The sequence below is a fragment of the Sphingobium xenophagum NBRC 107872 genome (assembly GCF_000367345.1).
GTDB lineage: Bacteria > Pseudomonadota > Alphaproteobacteria > Sphingomonadales > Sphingomonadaceae > Sphingobium > Sphingobium xenophagum.
In genome coordinates, this window is sequence record NZ_BARE01000026.1 from 13,764 (window position 1) to 33,236 (window position 19,473).

Sequence of the window (19,473 nt, forward strand, 5' to 3'; positions counted from 1 at the left end):
ATTCCATAGATTTGCTGTTATTTTCGCGCGCGCGGCAAGTAAATCCGACCAGAATGACAGAGTGTGAGGAGGTTGTTTAACTTTCTTGGCTAGTCCTGCCGTGATGAACGCAATGATGGCGACATGGGCGGAGGCTGGCGATGGATCGCTTTGCTGAACGCCGATTCGATGATTTCCGGCGAGCGCTGGATGACGGTCAGCGGATCGACATTTCATTACATGATCGAAATGAAATACTATTTTCGCCGGTCTTTGATCATTTGTCGCCTTCCTTGTCGCGTTGGATCGCCGATGCACGGGGCCAGATATTGGCCACTGACCAGGATGCTGGTTTGGCCGGCAAGACATGGCGCGCACTGCTCGACCGCGCGGACCGTCGCGTCCTGCTGAAGGCCGCGATCGCGGAGGAGCAGCCGCAGCCCCTGACCGTGCGATTGCCGGGCACGGACGGTCAGCGGCGGTGGTGCCTTGTTCGTATGCGGCGGATGACCAGCACGGATGGCCTGGTCCGCTATTATGGCACGTTGGAAGATGTGCATGATCGCCACGATAGCCAGGCGCGCGCGCTGGAAAGAGCGTTGGCCGAAAGTCGGGAGCATTATCGCTGGTCAGTCGAACTGAGCCCGCAGGTGCCGTGGACCGCTGCCCCCGATGGCGCGATTGAAGAAGTTGGACCGCGCTGGCTGAACCTGACCGGCATGGTCGCGAAGAAAGCGCTGGGAACCGGCTGGCTTGTCGCGCTCCACCCGGACGATCTGCCCCGGACTATCACCATTTGGACCAAGCATCTGGCATCCGGCGCGCCGATCGACATTGATTATCGTATCCGGCTGCGTGATGGCGGTTATCGCTGGATGCGTGCCCGCGCGGCGGCGCGCCGCGACGAGCAGGGGCAGATTGTCCGCTGGTATGGCACGCTGGAGGATGTGCACGCGCAAAAGCTCGCCCTGCGCGCGCTGGCGGACAGCGAGGAGCGCTCGCGTCTGGCGGTGCAGGCGGCACGGCTGGGCATTTGGGATTTCGACGTCGCGACTGGCGAACGCCGCTGGTCGGCTGAATTTCGCGCGATGCTGGGTCTGAGCGAGGATCAACCTGCGACCAGCGAACTGGCGCTGTCGATCGTCCATCCTGACGATCGTGAAACCCTGCGGGTCATGCTGGACGCCGTCGCTTCCGGCGCCGTTCCGCCCCATTTCGAGGCGACATTGCGGGTCCACCGCGCCAGCGATGGCGCCTTGCGCTGGATCAGGAGCAGCGGTTGGACCACACGATCTGAATCCGGACGGGCCCAGCGTGTCATCGTGACATTTCTGGACGTGACCGATCAGCGTGATGCCGAGGACCGCATCCGCTGGGCCGCAACGCATGATCCCATGACCCGCTTGCCAAACCGCGCCTTATGGCAGGCGACGCTCGACGATATGGCCGAACGACAGGGGCAAACCGGCAAACGCTTTGGCCTGCTTCTGCTCGATATTGACGATCTCAAGCGCACGAACGATTCGCTGGGCCATGATGCGGGCGATGCCTTGCTATGCGCCTTTGCCGGACGCCTTGCGGCGATTGCCCCGCCGGACGCGCTGCTGGGACGGCTGGGGGGTGACGAGTTCGGCCTGATCGCGCCGTCATTGACCGACGGCGCGGCACTGGAGGCGTGGAGCGCCAAGCTGATCGAAAGCCTGCGCACGCCCCACGTCCATAATGGCCGTTCGATCGATTGCGGGGTCAGCATCGGCGGCGCGGTGTTTGGCGATCATGGCGATCGGGCGGAGGATCTGCTCAAAGCGGCGGACCTGGCGCTCTATGCGTCGAAAGCCGCCGGCCGTGGTCGCCTGACCCTGTTCCATTCCGATCTGCGCGCGCAGGCACAGCAGCGCAGTTCAATGATCGGCATGGCCCGGAGCATCATCGCCGATCGGCTGGTGACACCCTATTATCAACCCAAGGTTGATCTGCGTAATGGCCAGGTACTGGGTTATGAAGCGCTGTTGCGCTGGCATCATCCGCGTTTGGGCCTGCAACTACCGGGCAGCATAGCGGCTGGTTTTGAACATGCCGAAATTGCCGTGGCGTTGACCGAACAGATGCTCGACAATGTCTTGCGCGATGTGGGCGGATGGTTGCAGACCGGTCATGATCCCGGTCGCGTCGCGATAAATGCGTCCGCCGCCGATTTTGCGCGGGGGGACTTTGCGGATCGGGTGCTGGAACAACTTGCGCTGTTTGCTGTGCCGCCGGAGCATCTGGAAATAGAGGTGACCGAGACTGTTTTCCTGGGCCGCGGCGCCGGGCAGGTGGAGCGGGCATTGCAGCATTTTTCAGAGGCGGGGGTGCGCGTCGCGCTGGACGATTTCGGCACCGGCTTTGCCTCGCTCAGCCACCTCAAACAATATCCGGTCGATATATTGAAGATCGATCGCAGCTTTGTCTCGAACATCGAAGAGGATGCCGGCGACGCGGCCATTGTCGACGCCATCGTCAAGCTGGGTGGCAGTTTCGGCATGGATGTCGTCGCCGAAGGGGTGGAGAGCGCAGCGCAAGCCGACCGGCTTCTGGCCCATGGCTGTATCATCGGCCAGGGCTTTCATCTAGGCCGTCCGCAGCCCTGTGCCGCCATCACGCCACCTCTGGCAACATGACACGGCCGCGCCCGTCGCAAGGCGCGACCCTGATGTGCTGCCCCCAAATGCTTATTTGCAGCGACACGCCCGGCGCGCTGGCTTGCGATGGCCCACGCGCTGGGTGACATAGGTGGTTGTCGTTGTCGTCGTCACCTCCGGCTCGATCGTCACCGTGGTCACGATCGGTGCGGGGTAATAATAGCCCCCCGATATATAGCCGCCACCGCCCTGGGTCGTGACCTGCACCGGCCCCTGCGACCAATGCGGCTGGCCCATATAGGCTGGCGGATCATAATCGACGCCCGCGCCGCGCACTTCCCCCTCGAAGCGGCCTTCATATGTGCCGCTGGTCCGCTTGCCATCGGCCGTCGTCCAGGTGCCGGTCCAGCGCCCTTCATAGTCGTTCTGCGTGGTCACGCTGTCGTCGGCATAGCCATAGCCATAATCATAGCCAGCGCCCGGACGACGCGGCGGCGGCGCAGAGCCGCGACGGGGCGCATCCTCCGCCTTGTCGATTATCGCGCCAGCCACTGCGCCGACGCCAGCGCCGATCAGCGTGCCAGTGGTGCGGTTGCCGCGTCCGGCGATGCGGTTGCCCGCCACGCCGCCGACTACTGCGCCGATCGCTGCGCCGCCAAGGCCATTATCGGGACGACGATACCCATCGCGATCGTCATAATAGCCATCGTCGCCATAGCCGCCCTCATAACGGTCCCACGCGATGTTGCTGCGGCTGTCATAAACCCGGCCATAACGGTCGGTCATCACCGCATCGTCATAATAGCGCGACCAGCCATATCCGGCCGCCGGGGCGGGCAGGCCATAGGCGCCATAATTGCCGATATAATAAGCCGGGCTGATCCAGTAGCGCGGCAGGACATAGCCATAGACGGGGCGCTGATAGCCGTTCCAGCCACCCGGCGCGCGCCAGCCCGCATACCAGCGACCGTTCTGACGCGGACCCCAGCGATGCCCGCCATTCCAGGTCATGCCGGGTCGGGGCGCGTGGGTCATCGGTCGGCCGCCACCCTTCCATCCGCCGCCAGACCAGCCGCCTTTGGCACCATGGCTCATGCCGGGGCCGTTGCCTGCCAGTGCCGGGCTAGCCGCGCCCGCCAGCGCGATGCTCGCGCCCAGAAGGAGAAGGCCGGATGTCCGCATGGTTAACGCTCCCTGTTTTCCCACAGCGGAAAGGCGCCGCGCGGGTCAAATTGCTAACGCTCTGTTTAGCATGGTGATCCGGGGCTATCCATGCGTGCGAGGGTTAAATCCTGTCCCGAAACGGGGCGAAACAGGCGACCCTGGCGGGAAAGAGGGTTAACGCCTTCAGCAGATCCGGGCGGCAATCCGAGCGACCAGTGCTTGCAACCCGTGCGCGTCGTCCGAGTCGAAGCGCGCGGGACGCGGGCTGTCGAGATCCAGCACACCGATCACCGCGCCATCGCTGAGGATCGGCACGACGATTTCCGAGGCGCTGGCAGCGTCGCAGGCGATATGGCCGGGAAAGGCGTGGACGTCCGCCACAAGTTGCGTCTCGCCCGTCGCCGCCGCGGTGCCGCATACGCCGCGACCCAGTGGAATGCGGATGCAGGCAGGCTTGCCCTGAAACGGCCCCAGCACCAACTCGCCCTCCACCATGCGATAAAATCCCGCCCAGTTGAGGTCGGGCAAAAATTGCCAGAGCAGCGCGGCGACATTGGCCATGTTGGCAACATGGTCCGCCTCATCGCGCGTCAACGCATCGGCGGCGGAGAGCAGGTCAGCATAGAGCGTCGCCTTGTCGGCGGTATCGGTGGGTGCGAAGTCGAACATGGGGCGGATATAGGCTTGGTGATGGGGCAGGGCCAGAGGGGGAGTTCAGACATTGGTAACCTTGTTTTGCTAGCGCGTGATGAGCCAGCGGAGCAGCAGCATGAATATATTGAAATCCAACCTACCGCCGGAGATCAGTATTTCCCTATTGATGATCACGATGATGGTCGCTTTTGCTGCAATTTTTCAATTGCCGATAGTATATCCCACGGGTGAACGTGCTGCGTTTGTTGGCATACATTATCTATATCCGCTCATGGGTGTCGGGGTCTGGGGTGCATTTGCTTTTTACGGGCAAAGACGCGCGATAGCGCGAACCTTTCTGATCGCGCTTCCATGCTATGTTGTTGTTTTGTTTGTTTATTTTAACATAAAGCTATGGATACCGCATATCAATCCATATTTATTCGACGAATTTTATTGGGAAATAGATCAAAAATTTAGGCCATTGGTAGACATATGCATGGCCTTGCGCCGATCGATGACGATATTTATTCCCTATGAAGCCAATTTCTATATGATTGGCTATATTGCGATGTTCTATGGAAGCTTTTGCTATCATGCATTTCGCACGCCGGACAAATTTTCTGAATTGGTTATTGCCGCGCTGCTTCTGCAAGGCTTAGGAACATTAGCCTATCTTGTTGCGCCTGCGATCGGTCCATTCATCTATGAAGCCGGGTTGAATCCAATGGTGACGGCGGGCCAGCATAGCATGTTGGACTTCTACAATCAGTCGGTCGCGGAAGGGCCAACTTGGCTGGCGCGCAATGGCGGGAAAGCCTTCACTGTAGGCTTGGCCGCCATGCCATCGCTCCATTCCGCAGCGGCGTTTCTGTTTCTGAGCTTCGCCTGTAAGCACGGACGAATTCTGGTGCCGCTTTATGCCTTCATCACCTTCTTCATTTTTGTGACCGCTGTCGCTACCCGCTGGCATTATCTGATCGACGTGCCAATCGGTGTCTTGATTGCGTGGGTGAGCCTCAAGGGAGCGGAGCGCTTGTCGCGGACCCCCTCTATGGAAACCGCGACACTGTCTCGACCCTTGGCGGAACAACCCGCCTAATCCACCCGCACCTTGCCGCGTCCCTGTTTGATGGTCGCGCGCTTTACCTTGCCCTCTACCCTGCGTTTTTGCGAGGCTTTGGTGGGTTTGGTCGGGCGGCGTTTTTTGGGGACGATGGTCGCTTCGCGGATCAGCGCGATCAGCCGGTCGCGCACATCCTGACGGTTGACCAGTTGCGACCGCGCGCCTTCGCTGCGCAGGATCAATATGCCCTCGCGCGTCATGCGTGTTCCTGCAAGGTCCGCCAGACGATTTTTTACAGCGTCTGGCAGGCCGGGCGAATTGGCGACATCGAAGCGCACCACCACTGCGCTGTCGGTTGTGTTGACGTGCTGGCCGCCCGGACCCGATGCGCGGGTGTAGCTTTCGATAATCTCGTCGCTATCGATGGAAATCGAGCGTGTGATGGCGATGGCGACCATGGCGTGACTGTATCGGCTCGATCGTGCCCGTCAAAGCCCGGCTTGGTCCAGCAATTCCTGTCCGAACCCGGCCGTTGCAAAGGTGGCGGGCAAGGGGGCGGTCGCCTCCGCCGCTGGCTTGTCGCCGCGCGGGATGCTGAGGAAGCGGCTGTGGAGCAGCATCGGCACGCCGCCTGTCCCATAGACCGGGTCGCCCACGATGCCAAAGCCCAGGCCATGGAGCGCATGGACGCGAATCTGATGCGTGCGCCCGGTCTGCGGCGTGAAGGCGATGAGCGCGCGGCCGTCCTTTTCAGCAACCTTGCGCCAGTGGGTGACGGCGACCTTGCCTGCCTTAGCGGGGATCATGCGCCAGCCTTCGCTCGCGCTGCTGATCTTGGACAGGGACAGTTCGATCGTGCCGCCTTCTTCCGCAGGGATGCCGTCAACGACGGCGACATAGCGTTTGGCGACAGTCCCGGCCTCGAACGCGCCGGCGAAGCGCTTATGGGCCTTGGGATTGCGGGCCAGCAGCAGGCAGCCGCTGGTGTCGCGGTCCAGCCTGTGGACGGGCAGCGGCCAGCGGGCAAAGCCGAAGGTCAGCGACTGCAGATGGTTTTCGAGCGCGATGGACCCGTCGCGCGGCGCATCGACCGGCAGGCCCGCTGGCTTGTCTAGAATGATGGCCTCGCCATCGATGAAGAGGACATGGTCGGTAAGCAGGGCCAAGGAAAGGGTCCGATCGGGAAACAGGGCTGGGGCGCATTGACGCGCGCGTCCCGTCCTATAGGGCGTGGAGGCTATGGAGCATAGAGGGGAGAATGGCAGCGGCCACAAGGCCGCCGGAGATCGGCTCGATTGGGTCGATGTCGCGCGCGGCATTGGCATTGTCGCGGTCGTTGTCGGCCATGTCTGGACGCGCGGACCGTTGCGCGATGCGCTCTACAGTTTTCATATGCCGCTCTTCTTCCTGCTGTCCGGCATGCTGTCGCGGCCACAGCCGATCGGCGCTTTTACCCGCCGCCAACTGGCTAGCCAGATGCGGCCCTACGCCATCTTTCTGACGCTGCTGATCGTCGCGGATCAGATTATCGAGCCGCTAAAGGGTGGTCGTCCGATCTTTCACCAGTGGCCCGGCGATGTGTTGCCGATCCTGCTGGGCGGCTCCTGGCTGCGCGGGCCTTATACGATCTTCTGGTTCATTCCCTGCCTGATGGTTGCCCGCATCCTGTTCAACGTCGCGTTGACGCGCTGGCCCGATGCACTGGACCGGCGCTGGACGATGCTGCTGATCCCGATGACGGGTATGGCCTATGGGCTGGGCTGGGCGACGCAGGCGTCGCCGCTGGGACTGCTCAGCGTCCCGATGGCGCTTGTGTTGCTCTGGATCGGCGCTGCATGGGCGCGAGTGGGCTGGCGCAACGGCTTGATTGCGCCGCTGGCCATGCTGTCGATCGTGGGCCTGGCGGGCTGGTTCCCGACGCTGAACATGAAGATCGCCGATTATGGCTGGCCGCTGCTGTCGATCGGTTCGGCAATCGCCACATCACTGCTGATCGTCGCTATCGCCCGTCGGATCGCGCCCCATGCCGCGCCGCTGGCGTCGCTGGGCCGGGCGTCGCTGGTGATCATGTATCTGCATGTGGCGTTCATCCATTATCTCTCGCCCTATCTGGGCAAGCCATGGCTGACGGCGATAGCATTGCTGGTGCCGTTTGCGATGTTCTGGCTGATCCGCCGATCGCCGCGCGCGACCCGGTTCCTGCTTTAGCGGTCAGACGTCCTGCGCGATCCGCCCGTACAGGTCGGGCCGCCGGTCGCGAAAGAAGCCCATGCCCGCCCGATGCGTCCGCGCCTGCGCCAGATCGAGCGTCGCGACGAGCGCGCCCATATCCCTGGCATCGGCTTCGGCAGCGAAATCGCCCCACTGGTCTGTGATGAAGCTGTGGCCGTAAAAGCTCTGGCCATCCTCTTCGCCAATGCGGTTGGCGGCGATCACGGGCATGCAGTTGGATACGGCATGGCCGATCATCGCCCGCCGCCACATCCGGCTGGTGTCGAGGTCCGCATCATAGGGTTCGGAGCCGATCGCGGTCGGGTAGAACAGCATTTCCGCGCCCATCAGCGCCATGATCCGCGCGCATTCGGGATACCATTGGTCCCAGCAGATGCCGACGCCGATCGTGCCATATCTGGTCGGCCAGACCTTGAAGCCGCTATTGCCGGGGCGGAAATAATATTTCTCCTCATAACCCGGCCCGTCGGGAATATGGCTCTTGCGATAGACGCCCATGATGTCGCCCTGATCGTCGATCATCGCGAGCGAATTATAATGATGCTGCCCGTCGCGCTCGAAGAAACTGGTCGGGATATAGACGCCCAGATCCTTGGCCAGCTTGCGCATTTCCTGCACGGCGGGATGCTCGTCCACCGGCTGCGCCCTTGCGAACAGGGCCTCGTCCTCGACGCGGCAGAAATAGGGCCCTTCGAACAGTTCGGGCGGCAGGATGATCTTCGCCCCGCGCGCGGCGGCCTTGGCCACATGGGTCGCGACGCGGTCGATATTCTCGCTCATATCGTCTGTGAAGGCGAGCTGGAGCGCGGCAACGGTAACTTTGGTCATGCTGTTCGTTTCTCCGTTCGCCCTGAGCCTGTCGAAGGGCTCCATCGAGCGATTGCGAGGTGCCTTCGCTTGCGCTCGGGCGCGGGCTTCGACGTCGCTTGGCCCGAACGGTTGAGGTTAGACACTCGGCATTTGCTGGCTGCAACAATGAAAGCTGCCGCCGCCTGACAATATGGCATCGCTGCGCAGCCCGACAATATCCCGACCTGGAAAGAAGGGGCGCAGGGCATCGAGAGCGGCCTGATCATTGGGCTGGCCATAGATGGGCACGATGACGGCTGCGTTGCCGATATAGAAATTCATGTAGCTGGCGGGGATCGCTTCTCCATCCACGATCACCAGCCCCGGCGACGGGATGTCCACGACCTCTATGCCATGGGCCTTTGCCCGCGCGCGTGCATCGGCGTAGATCGCCGCATTGAGATCATCATCGGTCGTTGCGATCGGCAGCGCCAGCAGGCCATCGCCGACGAAGCGCGCCAGATTGTCGACATGGCCGTCGGTATGATCGTTCAGCAACCCGTCGCCCAGCCACAGCATGTCGGAGAGGCCAAGGCTTCCGGCAAGCAGAGTCTCGATCTTGCCGCGATCCAGATCAGGGTTGCGATTGGGGTTCAGCAGGCATTGCTCGGTCGTCACGAACAGGCCGCTGCCATCGGTATCCACCGCGCCCCCTTCGAATATCCAGTTCTGGGCCGAAGTCGGCAGACCGGTCGTGGCCGCCAGCCGCGCGCCAATATCCTCGTCGCCGGGCATCTGATATTTGCCGCCCCAGCCATTGAAGCCGAAATCGACGAGCGCCCGCGCCTTGCCGTTCAGCACCGCGATGGGCGCGGTGTCGCGCAGCCAGACGTCGCCCAGCCTGTGCTCGATGATCGTGACGCCCGGCGCGACCAATGCCCGCGCGGCCTCCGCATCTGCTGCATTGGCGGCGACCAGCCGAACCTCTTCCCCCTTGCCCCCGGCATGGAGTGCGCTGGCAAAGGCGGCGATTTGCGTTCGCGCGCCTTCGAAAGCGCCGGGCCATTCGGCCGGGTTCGTCGGAAAGCCGATCCAGGTCCAGTCGTGCGGCGCCCATTCGGCGGGCATACGGAATGTCATGATATGGTCCTTGCTCGGCAGCGGCGCCGATCCGTGATAGCGGGCGTTATGCGCGCTCCATAGCGTGCCGGATCGGGTCTGGACAGAGGGCGAAAGCCGTGAAGAGAAGAGTTTCGATGGTTGCCGCCGCCCTTTTGCTGGCATTGTCCGCAACAGCGCGTGCGGGCGAATTGCCTGACTGGCTGACGGGCGAATGGCTGCAAGTGCGGGACGATCGCTGGACCGAGGAGGTGTGGACACTCCCGCGCGGGGGCGTGATGATCGGCGTGGGGCGGACCGGGCGCGGTGGCGTGCTGCGATCCTGGGAAGTCATGCGGATCGTGCGGGCGGCTGACGGATCGCTCGCCTTCCACGGCGCACCCGAAGGCGGGACAGCGACGATATTCCCGGCCATTGCAGAAGGCGTGCGGGACATCAGCTTCGCCAATCCCGACCATGATTATCCGCAACGCATCCGCTATTGGCGGGAGGGGCGGCTGTTGATGGCCGAAACGGCGAAAATGGATGGCAGCCAGACACAAAGCTGGACATATGCGCCGATGGGCGAGTGACTGACCAATTGCCGCTCGCTTCGAGCATCGTCGAGAAGCCGCCTGCACAATGGCTGCGTTTCTCGACTTCGCTCGAAACGAACGGAGGCGGGACGGATTACTTCCCCGCCCGGTCCTTGTCCCGAATGGCGCGGAACTCGTCGCCCTCCACCCAATTGGGCCAGTCGCTGCCGGTCGCCAGATCGCGGCCGACGTTATAATAGAGTTTCAGGTCGGCCAGCACCCCGGTCCAGTCCCAATTGGGATCATATTCGTCCTTGGGCCCATGATAGCGGTTCTTGGTATAATCCTCCGCTGCGGCGTTACCCGCTGCCGTGCCGCCGTTGACCAGATCCTCGCCCCCCTCGAAATAGAGCATCGGCAAGCCATGCTTGGCAAAGCTGAAATGGTCCGATCGGTAATAATAGCCCTTTTCCGGGGTAGGCTCCAACGTGGCCACGCGATCCTGCGCAGCCAGCGCCCGGTCGAGATAGGCGTCGAGCTGCGACTTGCCCTTGCCGATCACTACGACATTCTTGGCGAGGCCCGCGACCGAGAGGGCGTCCATATTCACCCCGCCCACGGTCTGTGCGAAGGGGAACACCGGGTTGCTGCCATAATAGGCCGATCCAAGCAGCCCCGATTCCTCCGCCGTCACCGCCAGAAACACCTGGCTGCGGTCGGTCGGTCCGGCCTTCACATTGGCTTCCGCCAGGGCCACCAGCGCCGCCGTGCCGGTCGCATTGTCGACGGCGCCGTTGCAGATATCGTCGCCGTCCGGCGCAGCCTGGCAATGGCCCAGATGGTCCCAATGGGCGCTGTAAAGCACATACTCGTCGGGTCGCGTCTTGCCGGGCAGCAGCGCCACGACATTTTTGGACATATGTTTGCGCAGGTCATTGTCGAACGACACCGACGCCTTGACCGCGCCCAGCGGCACGGCCTTGAAGCCCGGCTTCCTGGCCGCTGCCATTTGCGCATCAAGGTCCATCCCCGCGCTGGCGAACAGGGCCTTCGCCTTGTCCTTCTGGATCCAGCCGATCGCGGCGGAAAGGCCGGCATTGCCGTCCGCACTGTCGGCTACATGCTGCGCGCCGGTCCAGCTCGACTGCACCACATTCCAGCCATAGGCGGCAGGCACCGTGTCGTGCACGATGATCGCGGCGGCTGCGCCCTGCCGGGCCGCTTCCTCATATTTATAGGTCCAGCGGCCATAATAGGTCATCGCCCGGCCATTGAACGGCCCGGTCAGTCCCGGCGTTTCATAATCGGGATCATTGACCAGGATGATCACCGTTTTGCCCTTCACATCCACGCCGGCATAGTCGTTCCACCCTTTTTCAGGGGCGTTGATGCCATAGCCGACAAACACGACCGGGCTGTCCTTGACCGCGATTTTAGGCTGCGTGGTGCGATAGGTGCCGATCACCATTTCCGGGCCATAGGTCGTGCTGACCGGGTTCTTGCCGCCCGTGAAACTGAGCGGCGACACATTTTTCGCGGTAATCTCGACCAGCGGGACATCCTGAAACCAGCTGCCCTTGTTACCGGGTTTCAGGCCCAGCTTGCCGAATTCTGCCGCGAGCAGGGCCAGCGTCTTTTCCTCGCCAGCCGAACCGGGCGCGCGGCCTTCATAGGCGTCGGAGGAAAGCTCCTGCACCAGCCGTTTCATCGTGTCGATCGACGGTTCGACCGCAGCCGGAGTCGTCGCCGATGCCGAAGCGGGCGGCGCGTCGGTACCGTCGCTGGAACAAGCGGCGAGCGGGAGGGCGAGGGCGGCCGCAAGGGCCAGCAGCGACGTTCGCATCAGGGCATATCCCCTATCTGAGAGTTGTTATTATACGATTGTAATGCCCCGTGATGCCATTGTGAGAGAGCAAGGGCAAGCAAGGCAGTTGCGCGCGACATCCGCTTCGCTTAGCCCCTGAACCAACAGGAAAATTTGGGGGAATTCGGGCATGGTCCGTTTCGGTAAGGCAATGATGTTGGCGCTGCTGGCGGCGGGGACAGCGCAGGGCGCGCTCGCCCAGACGCAACCCGACGCGCTGGCCAAAGCCTTTGGCGCGCGCGAGACAGTGATTTCCGCCAGCCTCTCGCCGGACGGCTCGAAAATCGCGCTGGTTTCCGCCGGGCCGGGGCGAAGAAGTCGCGCTTATGTGCTTGAGGCCAGGGAAGGCGCTGAACTGGTTGCGGCCGCGACGACGTCCGGCAATCCGGATTATATGTCCCGCTGCGACTGGGTCGCTGCCGCCCGACTCGCTTGCCAGATTTATAGTGAAACGCGCTACGCTGACGATGTATATGGATCCAGCAATGTGTTCGCGGTCGATGCGTCAGGCGGCAATACCAAACTGCTGAGCCAGCGGCGCGGCCAGAACGCGCTATCCTACGACTTTCGCGGTGGTGACATCGTGGATCTGCTGCCGGGAGAGGACGGCGCGATCCTGATGACCCGTTCCTATGTTCCGGAAGCCAAAATCGGCAGTCTTATCGAAAAACGCCTGGAGGGCCTGGGGGTCGACCGGATCGACACGCGCAGCGGCAGCGGGAAGCGGGTCGAGACGCCGGCCAAATTGGCGATCGATTATATCTCCGATGGCGTCGGTAACGTTCGCGTCATGGGGATGCAGGAGATCAAGGGAACGGGCTATTCCAAGGGGACCTATAAATTCCTCTATCGGCCGCAGGGAAAGTCGGGCTGGAGCGATCTGTCCACTTACGACGTGCGCGACAATAGCGGCTTCTATCCGCTCGCTGTCGATCCGCAGAAGAACATCGTCTATGGCTTTGAAAAGACTGACGGGCGCGATGCGCTGGTGTCGATTTCGCTGGACCCGGCGCTTGAAAAGAAGGTCGTTTTTGCCCATCCGCAGGTGGATGTGACCGGGCTGATCCGCGTCGGGCGTGACCGGCGGGTTGTCGGCGCGAGCTATGCGCTCGACCATCGCGAAGCCATCTATTTTGACCCGACGGTGTCGTCGCTGGTCACATCGCTGGGCAAGGCGCTGGGCGGCAAGTCCATCCATATCGGCGACATGAGCAGCGACGGCCAAAAAGTGTTGGTGTGGGCGGGTAGCGACATCGATCCGGGCCAATATTATCTGTTCGACCGCACGGCGCGCAAATTGTCGCCGCTAATGCCTGATCGTCCCGAATTGGCCGATCGCCAGTTGGCGAAAATGCAGTCCGTCAGTTTCAAGGCGGGCGATGGCGTCACGATCCCGGCCTATCTGACGCTGCCGCCCGGCAAGGAAACGGCCAAGGGGTTGCCAGCAATCGTGATGCCGCATGGCGGCCCGGAGGCGCGCGACGAATGGGGCTTTGACTGGATGGTGCAATATTATGCCGCGCGCGGCTTTGCCGTCATCCAGCCGCAATTTCGCGGGTCGGCTGGCTTTGGTGAGCAATGGCTGATGCGCAACGGCTATCGCTCGTGGCGCAAGGCGATCAACGACGTTGTCGATGCCGGACGCTGGCTTGTCGCGCAGGGCATTGCCGATCCCGCCAGACTGACGATCGCTGGCTGGTCCTATGGGGGCTATGCGGCGCTACAGGCGCAGGTAATCGATCCCGATCTCTTCAAGGCTGTCGTCGCGATTGCCCCCGTGACCGATTTTGGCGATCGGCTGCGGCGCGCCCAGTTTGACAGCAGCTATCTGGTGCAGCAGCAGCGCATGGGCACGGGAACGGAAGCCGAGGAAGCGTCCCCCTCCAGCCACGCGGCGCAGTTCCGCGCGCCGGTGCTGATGTTCCATGGCACCGCCGACGGCAATGTCGACATCACCCAGGCGAAGATCATGCAGGGCAAGCTGGAAGGGGCGGGCAAGCGCAGCCGTCTCGTCATTTATGAGGGGCTTGCGCATGGCCTGAACGATAGTGATGCCCGCGCCGACATGCTGCAACAGAGCGCTGACTTCCTGCTCGCCGCCGGGAAATAGGCGATGGAAAAGGAGGCTGGCGCACAGTCCTTACGCACCAGCCTCCGCGGCTTGCCTTCACCCTGGTACGACCCGGAGGCTCGGCAGCTGCAACTTACAGACGATGTGATCGGCCAATAACCGTCAGCCGTGCAGTTTGATCGCGGTTTCCGCGATCCGGCGGCCCTGATAGCGCGCGCCGTCCAGTTCCTCTTCGGACGGCTGGCGGCTGCCGTCGCTGTCGGCCAGCGTCGTCGCGCCATAGGGCGATCCGCCGCGCACCTTGTCCACGCCCATCTGGCCCTGGAAGCCATAGTCCAGACCCACGATGGTCATGCCGAAATGCAGCAGGTTGGTGATGATCGAAAACAGCGTGGTTTCCTGTCCGCCATGCTGGCTGGCGGTCGAGGTGAACGCCCCGCCGACCTTGCCATTGAGCGCGCCGCGCGCCCACAGCCCGCCGGCCTGGTCCAGGAAGGCCGCCATCTGGCTGGATATGCGGCCAAAACGGGTGCCGGTGCCGACGATGATCGCGTCATAGCCCGCCAACTCTTCCACGCTCGCGACCGGGGCGTCCTGATCCAGTTTGAAATGCGCGTTCTTGGCGACTTCGAGCGGTGCGGTTTCGGGTACGCGCTTGATGTCGACCTGCGCGCCCGTGGCGGCAGCGCCTTCGGCGACTGCCTTGGCCATCGTTTCGACATGCCCATAGGAGGAATAATAGAGAACCAGAACCTTAGCCATGATGTGCTCCTTGGTTGAAGGGGAGAAGGGGTGCCGCCCGCGCAAGGGGAGGGGGAGAATGCGCGGGCGGCGGCCAGCCCGTCCGGGGGGAAGGACGGGCCGGAAAGCCTAGATGCTGTCGACCAGGACGATTTCGGCATCCTCGATCGCGGTGATGGTGATGGGCGCGCCGCCAATGATCGCCGCGCCATCGCGTGCTTCGAACGTCTCGCCATCGATAGTGATCCGTCCCGTCGCGGGCACGAGATAGAGATGGCGTCCTTCAGCGCTGTCATAGGTCACGCTCTCACCCGCACGGATGGTGCCGCCCAGCAGGCGCGCGTCGGCGCGGATACGCAGGGCTTCGGCGTCCTCGTCATAGCCGCTGGCCAGCACGACCAGCTTGCCCGACCGCTCGCCACGCGGAAACGGCTTGGCGCCCCAGCTTGGGCTGCCGCCGCGTGCGCGCGGGATGACCCAGATCTGGAACAGGGTGGTCGTTACGTCCTCCAGATTATATTCGGCGTGCCGGATGCCGGTGCCGGCCGACATGACCTGAACATCGCCCGCCTGCGTGCGGCCCTGATTGCCCAGGCTGTCCTTGTGCGTGATCGCGCCGGTGCGGACATAGGTGATGATTTCCATGTCGGCATGGGGGTGGGGCGGAAAGCCCGAACGCGGGCCGATCTCGTCATCATTCCATACCCGGATCGCACCCCAGTGCATGCGATCGTCGTCATGATAATCGGCGAATGAAAAATGGTGGCGGGCGTTCAGCCAGCCATGATCGGCATGACCCAGCGACGCGAAGGGGCGGCGCTCGATACGGTTTGCGGTATGCGTGTTCATATCCTTGCCTTTCCAAATATCGACCGGACTTCCGGCTTGCTTTCCGCCAATCTAGTGATCAGGATCGTTTCCGAAACACGCAGCATCGAAACGGATTGTTTCCCCATGCGACTACCTGATTTTGAGGCCTGGGCGATGTTCGCCGCCGTGGTCGAACATCGCAGCTTCACCGACGCGGCCAGGGCGCTAAGCGTGTCGAAAGCCACCGTGTCCAAGGCCGTGACCCGGCTGGAAGAGCATCTGGATACCAGCCTGTTCAACCGCACCAGCCGCCGTCTGGCGCTGACCGAAAGCGGCAAGAGGCTGGCCGACCATGCCCATCGCATATTGGCCGAAGGGCAGGCGGCGGAGGAAGCCGCGCGCGAGGAAACCGCCGACCTGTCGGGTGTCGTCCGGCTTGGCGCGCCGATGAGCTTTGGCCTGTTGCGCATCGCCCCGCTGATCGCCCGCTTCACGCAGGAACATCCGCTGGTCGATATCGACCTGCATCTGTCCGACGCGCATATCGACCTTGTCGAAATGGGACTGGATGCGACCATCCGCATCGCCGACATGCCCGACAGTTCGCTCCGCGCCCGCCGTCTGGCCGACGTGGATATTCATGTCGTCGCGTCACCCGCCTATCTGGCGGCGCGAGGACGGCCCATGCATCCGTCCGATCTGAGCGGTCATGACTGCTTCTGCTATTCCAACGTCACCACGCCGGACGTGTGGCGCTTTGCCGGACCGGGGCAACAAAATGTGGTGGTGCAGGTCCGATCGCGCCTGACCGTCAATAGCGGCGACGCGATGTTGCCGGCCCTGCGCGCCGGCGTCGGCATCGCCCGGCTGCCCGATTTCATCGTGGGTGAAGCGCTGGCCAGCGGCGAATTGGAGGAGGTGCTGGTCGATTGGCGCGCGCCGCCCTTTGGCCTCCATCTCGTCACGCCGCCGTCGCGATTGCGCCCCGCCCGCGTCGATGCGCTGCTGGATTTCATCACCCGCCACCATGGCTGCTGATGCTCGTTTCGCAGGTGAATCATTCTTGACTCGCGGAGAATCGTTTCGGCCTCAACTCTTTGTAAATAGATTCGTTTTTTGGCGACTCGTGGATTTCTGCGGGTTAGCGAAAAATTAACCTTTGTCCTTCAGAAGTTTTTTGGTTAATGAATTGGAGTAGATGCCGTTCTGGTGGGGTGAACGGACCTGCGACGCAAAGGGGCTTCACATGCGCGTGCTGCTGATTGAGGATGAACCGACCACCGCCAAGGCGATTGAGCTTATGCTCACGACCGAAGGTTTCAATGTCTACACAACCGATCTGGGCGAGGAAGGTCTCGATCTCGGCAAGCTGTATGATTACGACATCATCTGCCTGGATCTCAACCTGCCCGACATGCACGGCTATGACGTGCTGAAGAAGCTCCGCGCTGCCAAGGTGCAGACGCCGGTGCTGATCCTGTCGGGTATTGCCGAAATGGACAGCAAGGTCCGCTCCTTCGGCTTTGGCGCCGACGATTATGTGACCAAGCCCTTCCATCGCGAAGAGCTTATCGCCCGCATCCACGCCGTGGTGCGCCGGTCGAAGGGCCATTCGCAATCGGTCATCCGTACCGGCAAGCTGGCCGTCAACCTGGACGCCAAGACGGTGGAAGTGGACGGTAACCGCGTTCACCTGACCGGCAAGGAATATGCCATGCTGGAGCTGCTCTCGCTCCGCAAGGGCACGACCCTGACCAAGGAAATGTTCCTCAACCATCTTTATGGCGGGATGGACGAGCCGGAACTCAAGATCATCGACGTGTTCATCTGCAAGCTGCGCAAGAAACTGGCGCTGGCCTGCAACGGCGACAATTATATCGAAACCGTCTGGGGCCGTGGCTATGTGCTGCGCGATCCGGAAGAGGCGCTGGAAGAACAGGCCAAGGTCGCCTGACGCTTTCGCGCGTCATGCGCTAAACGGGGGGGTGTAAAGGCCGGTGATCCGACAGGATCATCGGCCTTTTCCGTTGTGACGGGGCCGGGCCTGCCATAGGAGAATGTCCGCCAAGGATATAATTTCCCAGGAGAGGCCATGACGACCCGCCATCTGATTGATCCAGAAATCGTCCCCGTGCTCGATTTTCTGCCAGATCTGGACTTGAGCCACGATGCGCTGCCGATCATGCGGGCGGGCATGGCTGCGATGGAACGGCCTGGGCCGGTGGCAATTCCCGACATTCGCATGATCCCCGGTCGCGATGGCGCGCCGGATGTGCCGCTTCATATCTTCAATGCCGATCCTGCCGGTCGGCCCCGTCCAGCCATATTGCACATCCATGGCGGTGGAATGGTGATGGGGACGGCTGATGCGGCGAGCCGCTCGATCGGGCCGATGGCAGAGGCCATGGGGTTCGTCGCCGCCTCCGTCGATTATCGACTGGCGCCCGAAACAGCCTTTCCGGGGCCACAGGAGGATTGCTACGCCGCGATCGAGTGGATGGTGGCACAGGCCGATACGCTTGGCATCGATCCGCAGCGCATCGTCGTGTTGGGGGAAAGCGCCGGTGGCGGGCTGGCGGCGGCGCTTGCGCTGATGGTGCGGGACCGGGGCGACATGGCGCTGGCGGGACAAATCCTCATCTATCCCATGCTGGACCATCGCACCGGCGGAGCGGAATGTCGCTGGCAATCGGCAGGCACCGGCGAATTCATCTGGACACGCGCTTCCAACCAGTTTTGCTGGGACGCATTGCGCGGCGATTATGGCTGCGACGATGCGCGCAAGGGCTGGTTCTCTCCGGCGCTGGCGGATGATCTGGCTGGATTGCCGCCGACCTATGTGGCGGTCGGGGCGCTCGATCTGTTTCTCGACGAGGATCTGGATTTCGTACGGCGTCTGGCCGGGGCAGAGGTGCCGGTGGAATGTCATGTCTATCCGGGCGCGATCCATGCTTTCGACATCGTGGCGACCGCGCGCGTCGCGCAGCAATCGCGCAATGACCTGACCGGCGCAATCCGCCGGATGCTTGCCCTCGATTGACGCAAAAATGGGCCGACGATCCGGTCTGGATCGTCGGCCCGGTCAGGCGACGGGGCGGGATATGACGGCTTGGAACTTGGCCGCCATCCCCCTTTCCCCTGCGGGGTCAATCTTCCGCCTGACTTTCAGGAGCGGCGCTGGTCGAACCAGCAGTTTGTCCACCCCCTGAAACCTGGCCGCTGGCGTCGATCGATGCAGCGCCGTTCACAGCGCCGGTTGCGTTGCCAACGGTCGATCCTGCCCGATCACGAACCGCGCCAACGGCCTGTCCAGCCCGGTCCTTGGTTGTACTGACGGCACCGTTCGCACGATCCCGTACTGCCCCGACGCCATTCGCGGCCCGATCACGCACATTGCCCACGGCGTTACGCGCATCGCTGGTACCCAGCGTGTCGACCGCCAGGCTGCCGCCCGCCGATCCGCTGGCCGAACCCGACGCGCTGCCGCTGCGGCTCTTGTCCCGGCGGGTCAGCGAACCGCTGGCATTGCCATCGGCCCGGCCATTGCCCGATCCGCTCGCGCCGACCCGGCCATTGTTTAGGTCGATGCTGCGGTCGAGGCCGATGCCACCGCTGCCCGACCCGCCCAGCGTGCCGCCCAAGCTGCTGCCTACGCCGCCGATCGACCCGCCCAGCAGACCGCCACCGCCGCCGCCGCCGCCCAGCAACTGGGCCGATGCGGGAACCGCGGTCAGCGTTGCGATACAGGCCGCCGCGATCATGAACTTGCTCTTCATCGCTTGTCTCCTTGTTGACTGTCGATGCAATGCAGGGACAACGGGAGGAGACAGGCGTTTAATCCCGCGCTGGCGGAAAAAATCGTAACCGAT

General features: G+C 62.7%; 18 protein-coding genes. 8 read left to right on the plus strand and 10 right to left on the minus strand.

Translation table 11 applies throughout. From position 1 onward, the window contains the following. The first annotated feature begins 140 nt into the window (after nucleotides 1–140). Nucleotides 141–2,639, plus strand: a complete 2,499-nt coding sequence (locus SX1_RS12315; RefSeq protein ID WP_019053227.1) for a sensor domain-containing protein — start codon at nucleotides 141–143, stop codon at nucleotides 2,637–2,639. Nucleotides 2,640–2,690: 51 nt separating this feature from the next. On the opposite strand, the gene SX1_RS12320 is transcribed toward SX1_RS12315, so the two are convergent. Together SX1_RS12320 and msrC are read right to left on the minus strand one after the other, a co-directional pair. Next, the gene (locus SX1_RS12320) at nucleotides 2,691–3,782 is read right to left on the minus strand and encodes an RcnB family protein (protein ID WP_019053228.1); all 1,092 of its coding nucleotides are present in this window, start codon (nucleotides 3,780–3,782) and stop codon (nucleotides 2,691–2,693) included. A 165-nt stretch (nucleotides 3,783–3,947) separates the two neighbouring features. Further along, on the minus strand, nucleotides 3,948–4,433 hold the full coding sequence (gene msrC, locus SX1_RS12325; protein ID WP_017182538.1) for a free L-methionine (R)-S-oxide reductase MsrC: 486 nt from the start codon (nucleotides 4,431–4,433) through the stop codon (nucleotides 3,948–3,950). A 100-nt stretch (nucleotides 4,434–4,533) separates the two neighbouring features. Here msrC and SX1_RS24835 point away from each other — a divergent pair, with 100 nt between their 5' ends. After that, the gene (locus tag SX1_RS24835) at nucleotides 4,534–5,499 is read left to right on the plus strand and encodes a phosphatase PAP2 family protein (protein ID WP_255209749.1); all 966 of its coding nucleotides are present in this window, start codon (nucleotides 4,534–4,536) and stop codon (nucleotides 5,497–5,499) included. Here the strand turns inward: SX1_RS24835 and arfB are convergent. Further along, nucleotides 5,496–5,921, minus strand: coding sequence for an alternative ribosome rescue aminoacyl-tRNA hydrolase ArfB (gene arfB / locus SX1_RS12335; RefSeq protein ID WP_019053230.1), 426 nt, complete (start codon nucleotides 5,919–5,921; stop codon nucleotides 5,496–5,498). The genes SX1_RS24835 and arfB overlap by 4 nt on opposite strands. A gap of 30 nt (nucleotides 5,922–5,951) precedes the next feature. Next, nucleotides 5,952–6,629 (minus strand): RluA family pseudouridine synthase, encoded by a 678-nt coding sequence (locus SX1_RS12340; protein ID WP_019053231.1) that lies wholly within the window; start codon nucleotides 6,627–6,629, stop codon nucleotides 5,952–5,954. Between the two features lie 73 nt (nucleotides 6,630–6,702). Here SX1_RS12340 and SX1_RS12345 point away from each other — a divergent pair, with 73 nt between their 5' ends. Then, nucleotides 6,703–7,671 carry an acyltransferase family protein gene (locus tag SX1_RS12345; RefSeq protein WP_019053232.1) on the plus strand — a complete coding sequence of 323 codons (969 nt, stop codon included), beginning with the start codon at nucleotides 6,703–6,705 and terminating at the stop codon, nucleotides 7,669–7,671. A gap of 3 nt (nucleotides 7,672–7,674) precedes the next feature. Here SX1_RS12345 and aguB read toward each other — a convergent pair whose 3' ends face one another. Together aguB and SX1_RS12355 are read right to left on the minus strand one after the other, a co-directional pair. Next, complete coding sequence (aguB, locus tag SX1_RS12350) at nucleotides 7,675–8,523, minus strand: N-carbamoylputrescine amidase (RefSeq protein ID WP_019053233.1); 849 nt, start codon at nucleotides 8,521–8,523, stop codon at nucleotides 7,675–7,677. A gap of 117 nt (nucleotides 8,524–8,640) precedes the next feature. Then, nucleotides 8,641–9,624, minus strand: a complete 984-nt coding sequence (locus SX1_RS12355; protein ID WP_026149723.1) for an agmatine deiminase family protein — start codon at nucleotides 9,622–9,624, stop codon at nucleotides 8,641–8,643. Nucleotides 9,625–9,740: 116 nt separating this feature from the next. Here SX1_RS12355 and SX1_RS12360 point away from each other — a divergent pair, with 116 nt between their 5' ends. Next, entirely contained in the window at nucleotides 9,741–10,175 is a 435-nt protein-coding gene (locus SX1_RS12360) for a DUF6265 family protein (protein ID WP_017182531.1), read from the plus strand. 97 nt (nucleotides 10,176–10,272) lie between these two features. Here SX1_RS12360 and SX1_RS12365 read toward each other — a convergent pair whose 3' ends face one another. Beyond that, nucleotides 10,273–11,961 (minus strand): M28 family peptidase, encoded by a 1,689-nt coding sequence (locus SX1_RS12365; RefSeq protein WP_019053235.1) that lies wholly within the window; start codon nucleotides 11,959–11,961, stop codon nucleotides 10,273–10,275. A gap of 172 nt (nucleotides 11,962–12,133) precedes the next feature. Between SX1_RS12365 and SX1_RS12370 the strand changes: the two genes are divergently transcribed. Beyond that, nucleotides 12,134–14,092, plus strand: a complete 1,959-nt coding sequence (locus SX1_RS12370) for a S9 family peptidase (protein WP_019053236.1) — start codon at nucleotides 12,134–12,136, stop codon at nucleotides 14,090–14,092. A 123-nt stretch (nucleotides 14,093–14,215) separates the two neighbouring features. Here SX1_RS12370 and wrbA read toward each other — a convergent pair whose 3' ends face one another. Next, the gene (gene wrbA / locus SX1_RS12375; RefSeq protein ID WP_019053237.1) at nucleotides 14,216–14,815 is read right to left on the minus strand and encodes an NAD(P)H:quinone oxidoreductase; all 600 of its coding nucleotides are present in this window, start codon (nucleotides 14,813–14,815) and stop codon (nucleotides 14,216–14,218) included. Nucleotides 14,816–14,923: 108 nt separating this feature from the next. Then, nucleotides 14,924–15,643 (minus strand): pirin family protein, encoded by a 720-nt coding sequence (locus SX1_RS12380; RefSeq protein ID WP_019053238.1) that lies wholly within the window; start codon nucleotides 15,641–15,643, stop codon nucleotides 14,924–14,926. Between the two features lie 105 nt (nucleotides 15,644–15,748). Between SX1_RS12380 and SX1_RS12385 the strand changes: the two genes are divergently transcribed. The 3 genes from SX1_RS12385 (at nucleotide 15,749) to SX1_RS12395 (ending at nucleotide 18,644) form a co-directional block, all read left to right on the plus strand. Next, the gene (locus tag SX1_RS12385) at nucleotides 15,749–16,642 is read left to right on the plus strand and encodes a LysR family transcriptional regulator (RefSeq protein WP_026149725.1); all 894 of its coding nucleotides are present in this window, start codon (nucleotides 15,749–15,751) and stop codon (nucleotides 16,640–16,642) included. Nucleotides 16,643–16,850: 208 nt separating this feature from the next. Then, nucleotides 16,851–17,558: a response regulator transcription factor CtrA gene (gene ctrA, locus SX1_RS12390; RefSeq protein ID WP_017182525.1), complete on the plus strand. Its 708-nt coding sequence runs from the start codon at nucleotides 16,851–16,853 to the stop codon at nucleotides 17,556–17,558. Between the two features lie 138 nt (nucleotides 17,559–17,696). Continuing rightward, nucleotides 17,697–18,644, plus strand: coding sequence for an alpha/beta hydrolase (locus SX1_RS12395; RefSeq protein WP_019053240.1), 948 nt, complete (start codon nucleotides 17,697–17,699; stop codon nucleotides 18,642–18,644). A gap of 106 nt (nucleotides 18,645–18,750) precedes the next feature. Here the strand turns inward: SX1_RS12395 and SX1_RS12400 are convergent, their stop codons facing one another. Beyond that, nucleotides 18,751–19,380, minus strand: coding sequence for a hypothetical protein (locus SX1_RS12400; RefSeq protein WP_019053241.1), 630 nt, complete (start codon nucleotides 19,378–19,380; stop codon nucleotides 18,751–18,753). Between the last annotated feature and the right edge of the window lie 93 nt (nucleotides 19,381–19,473).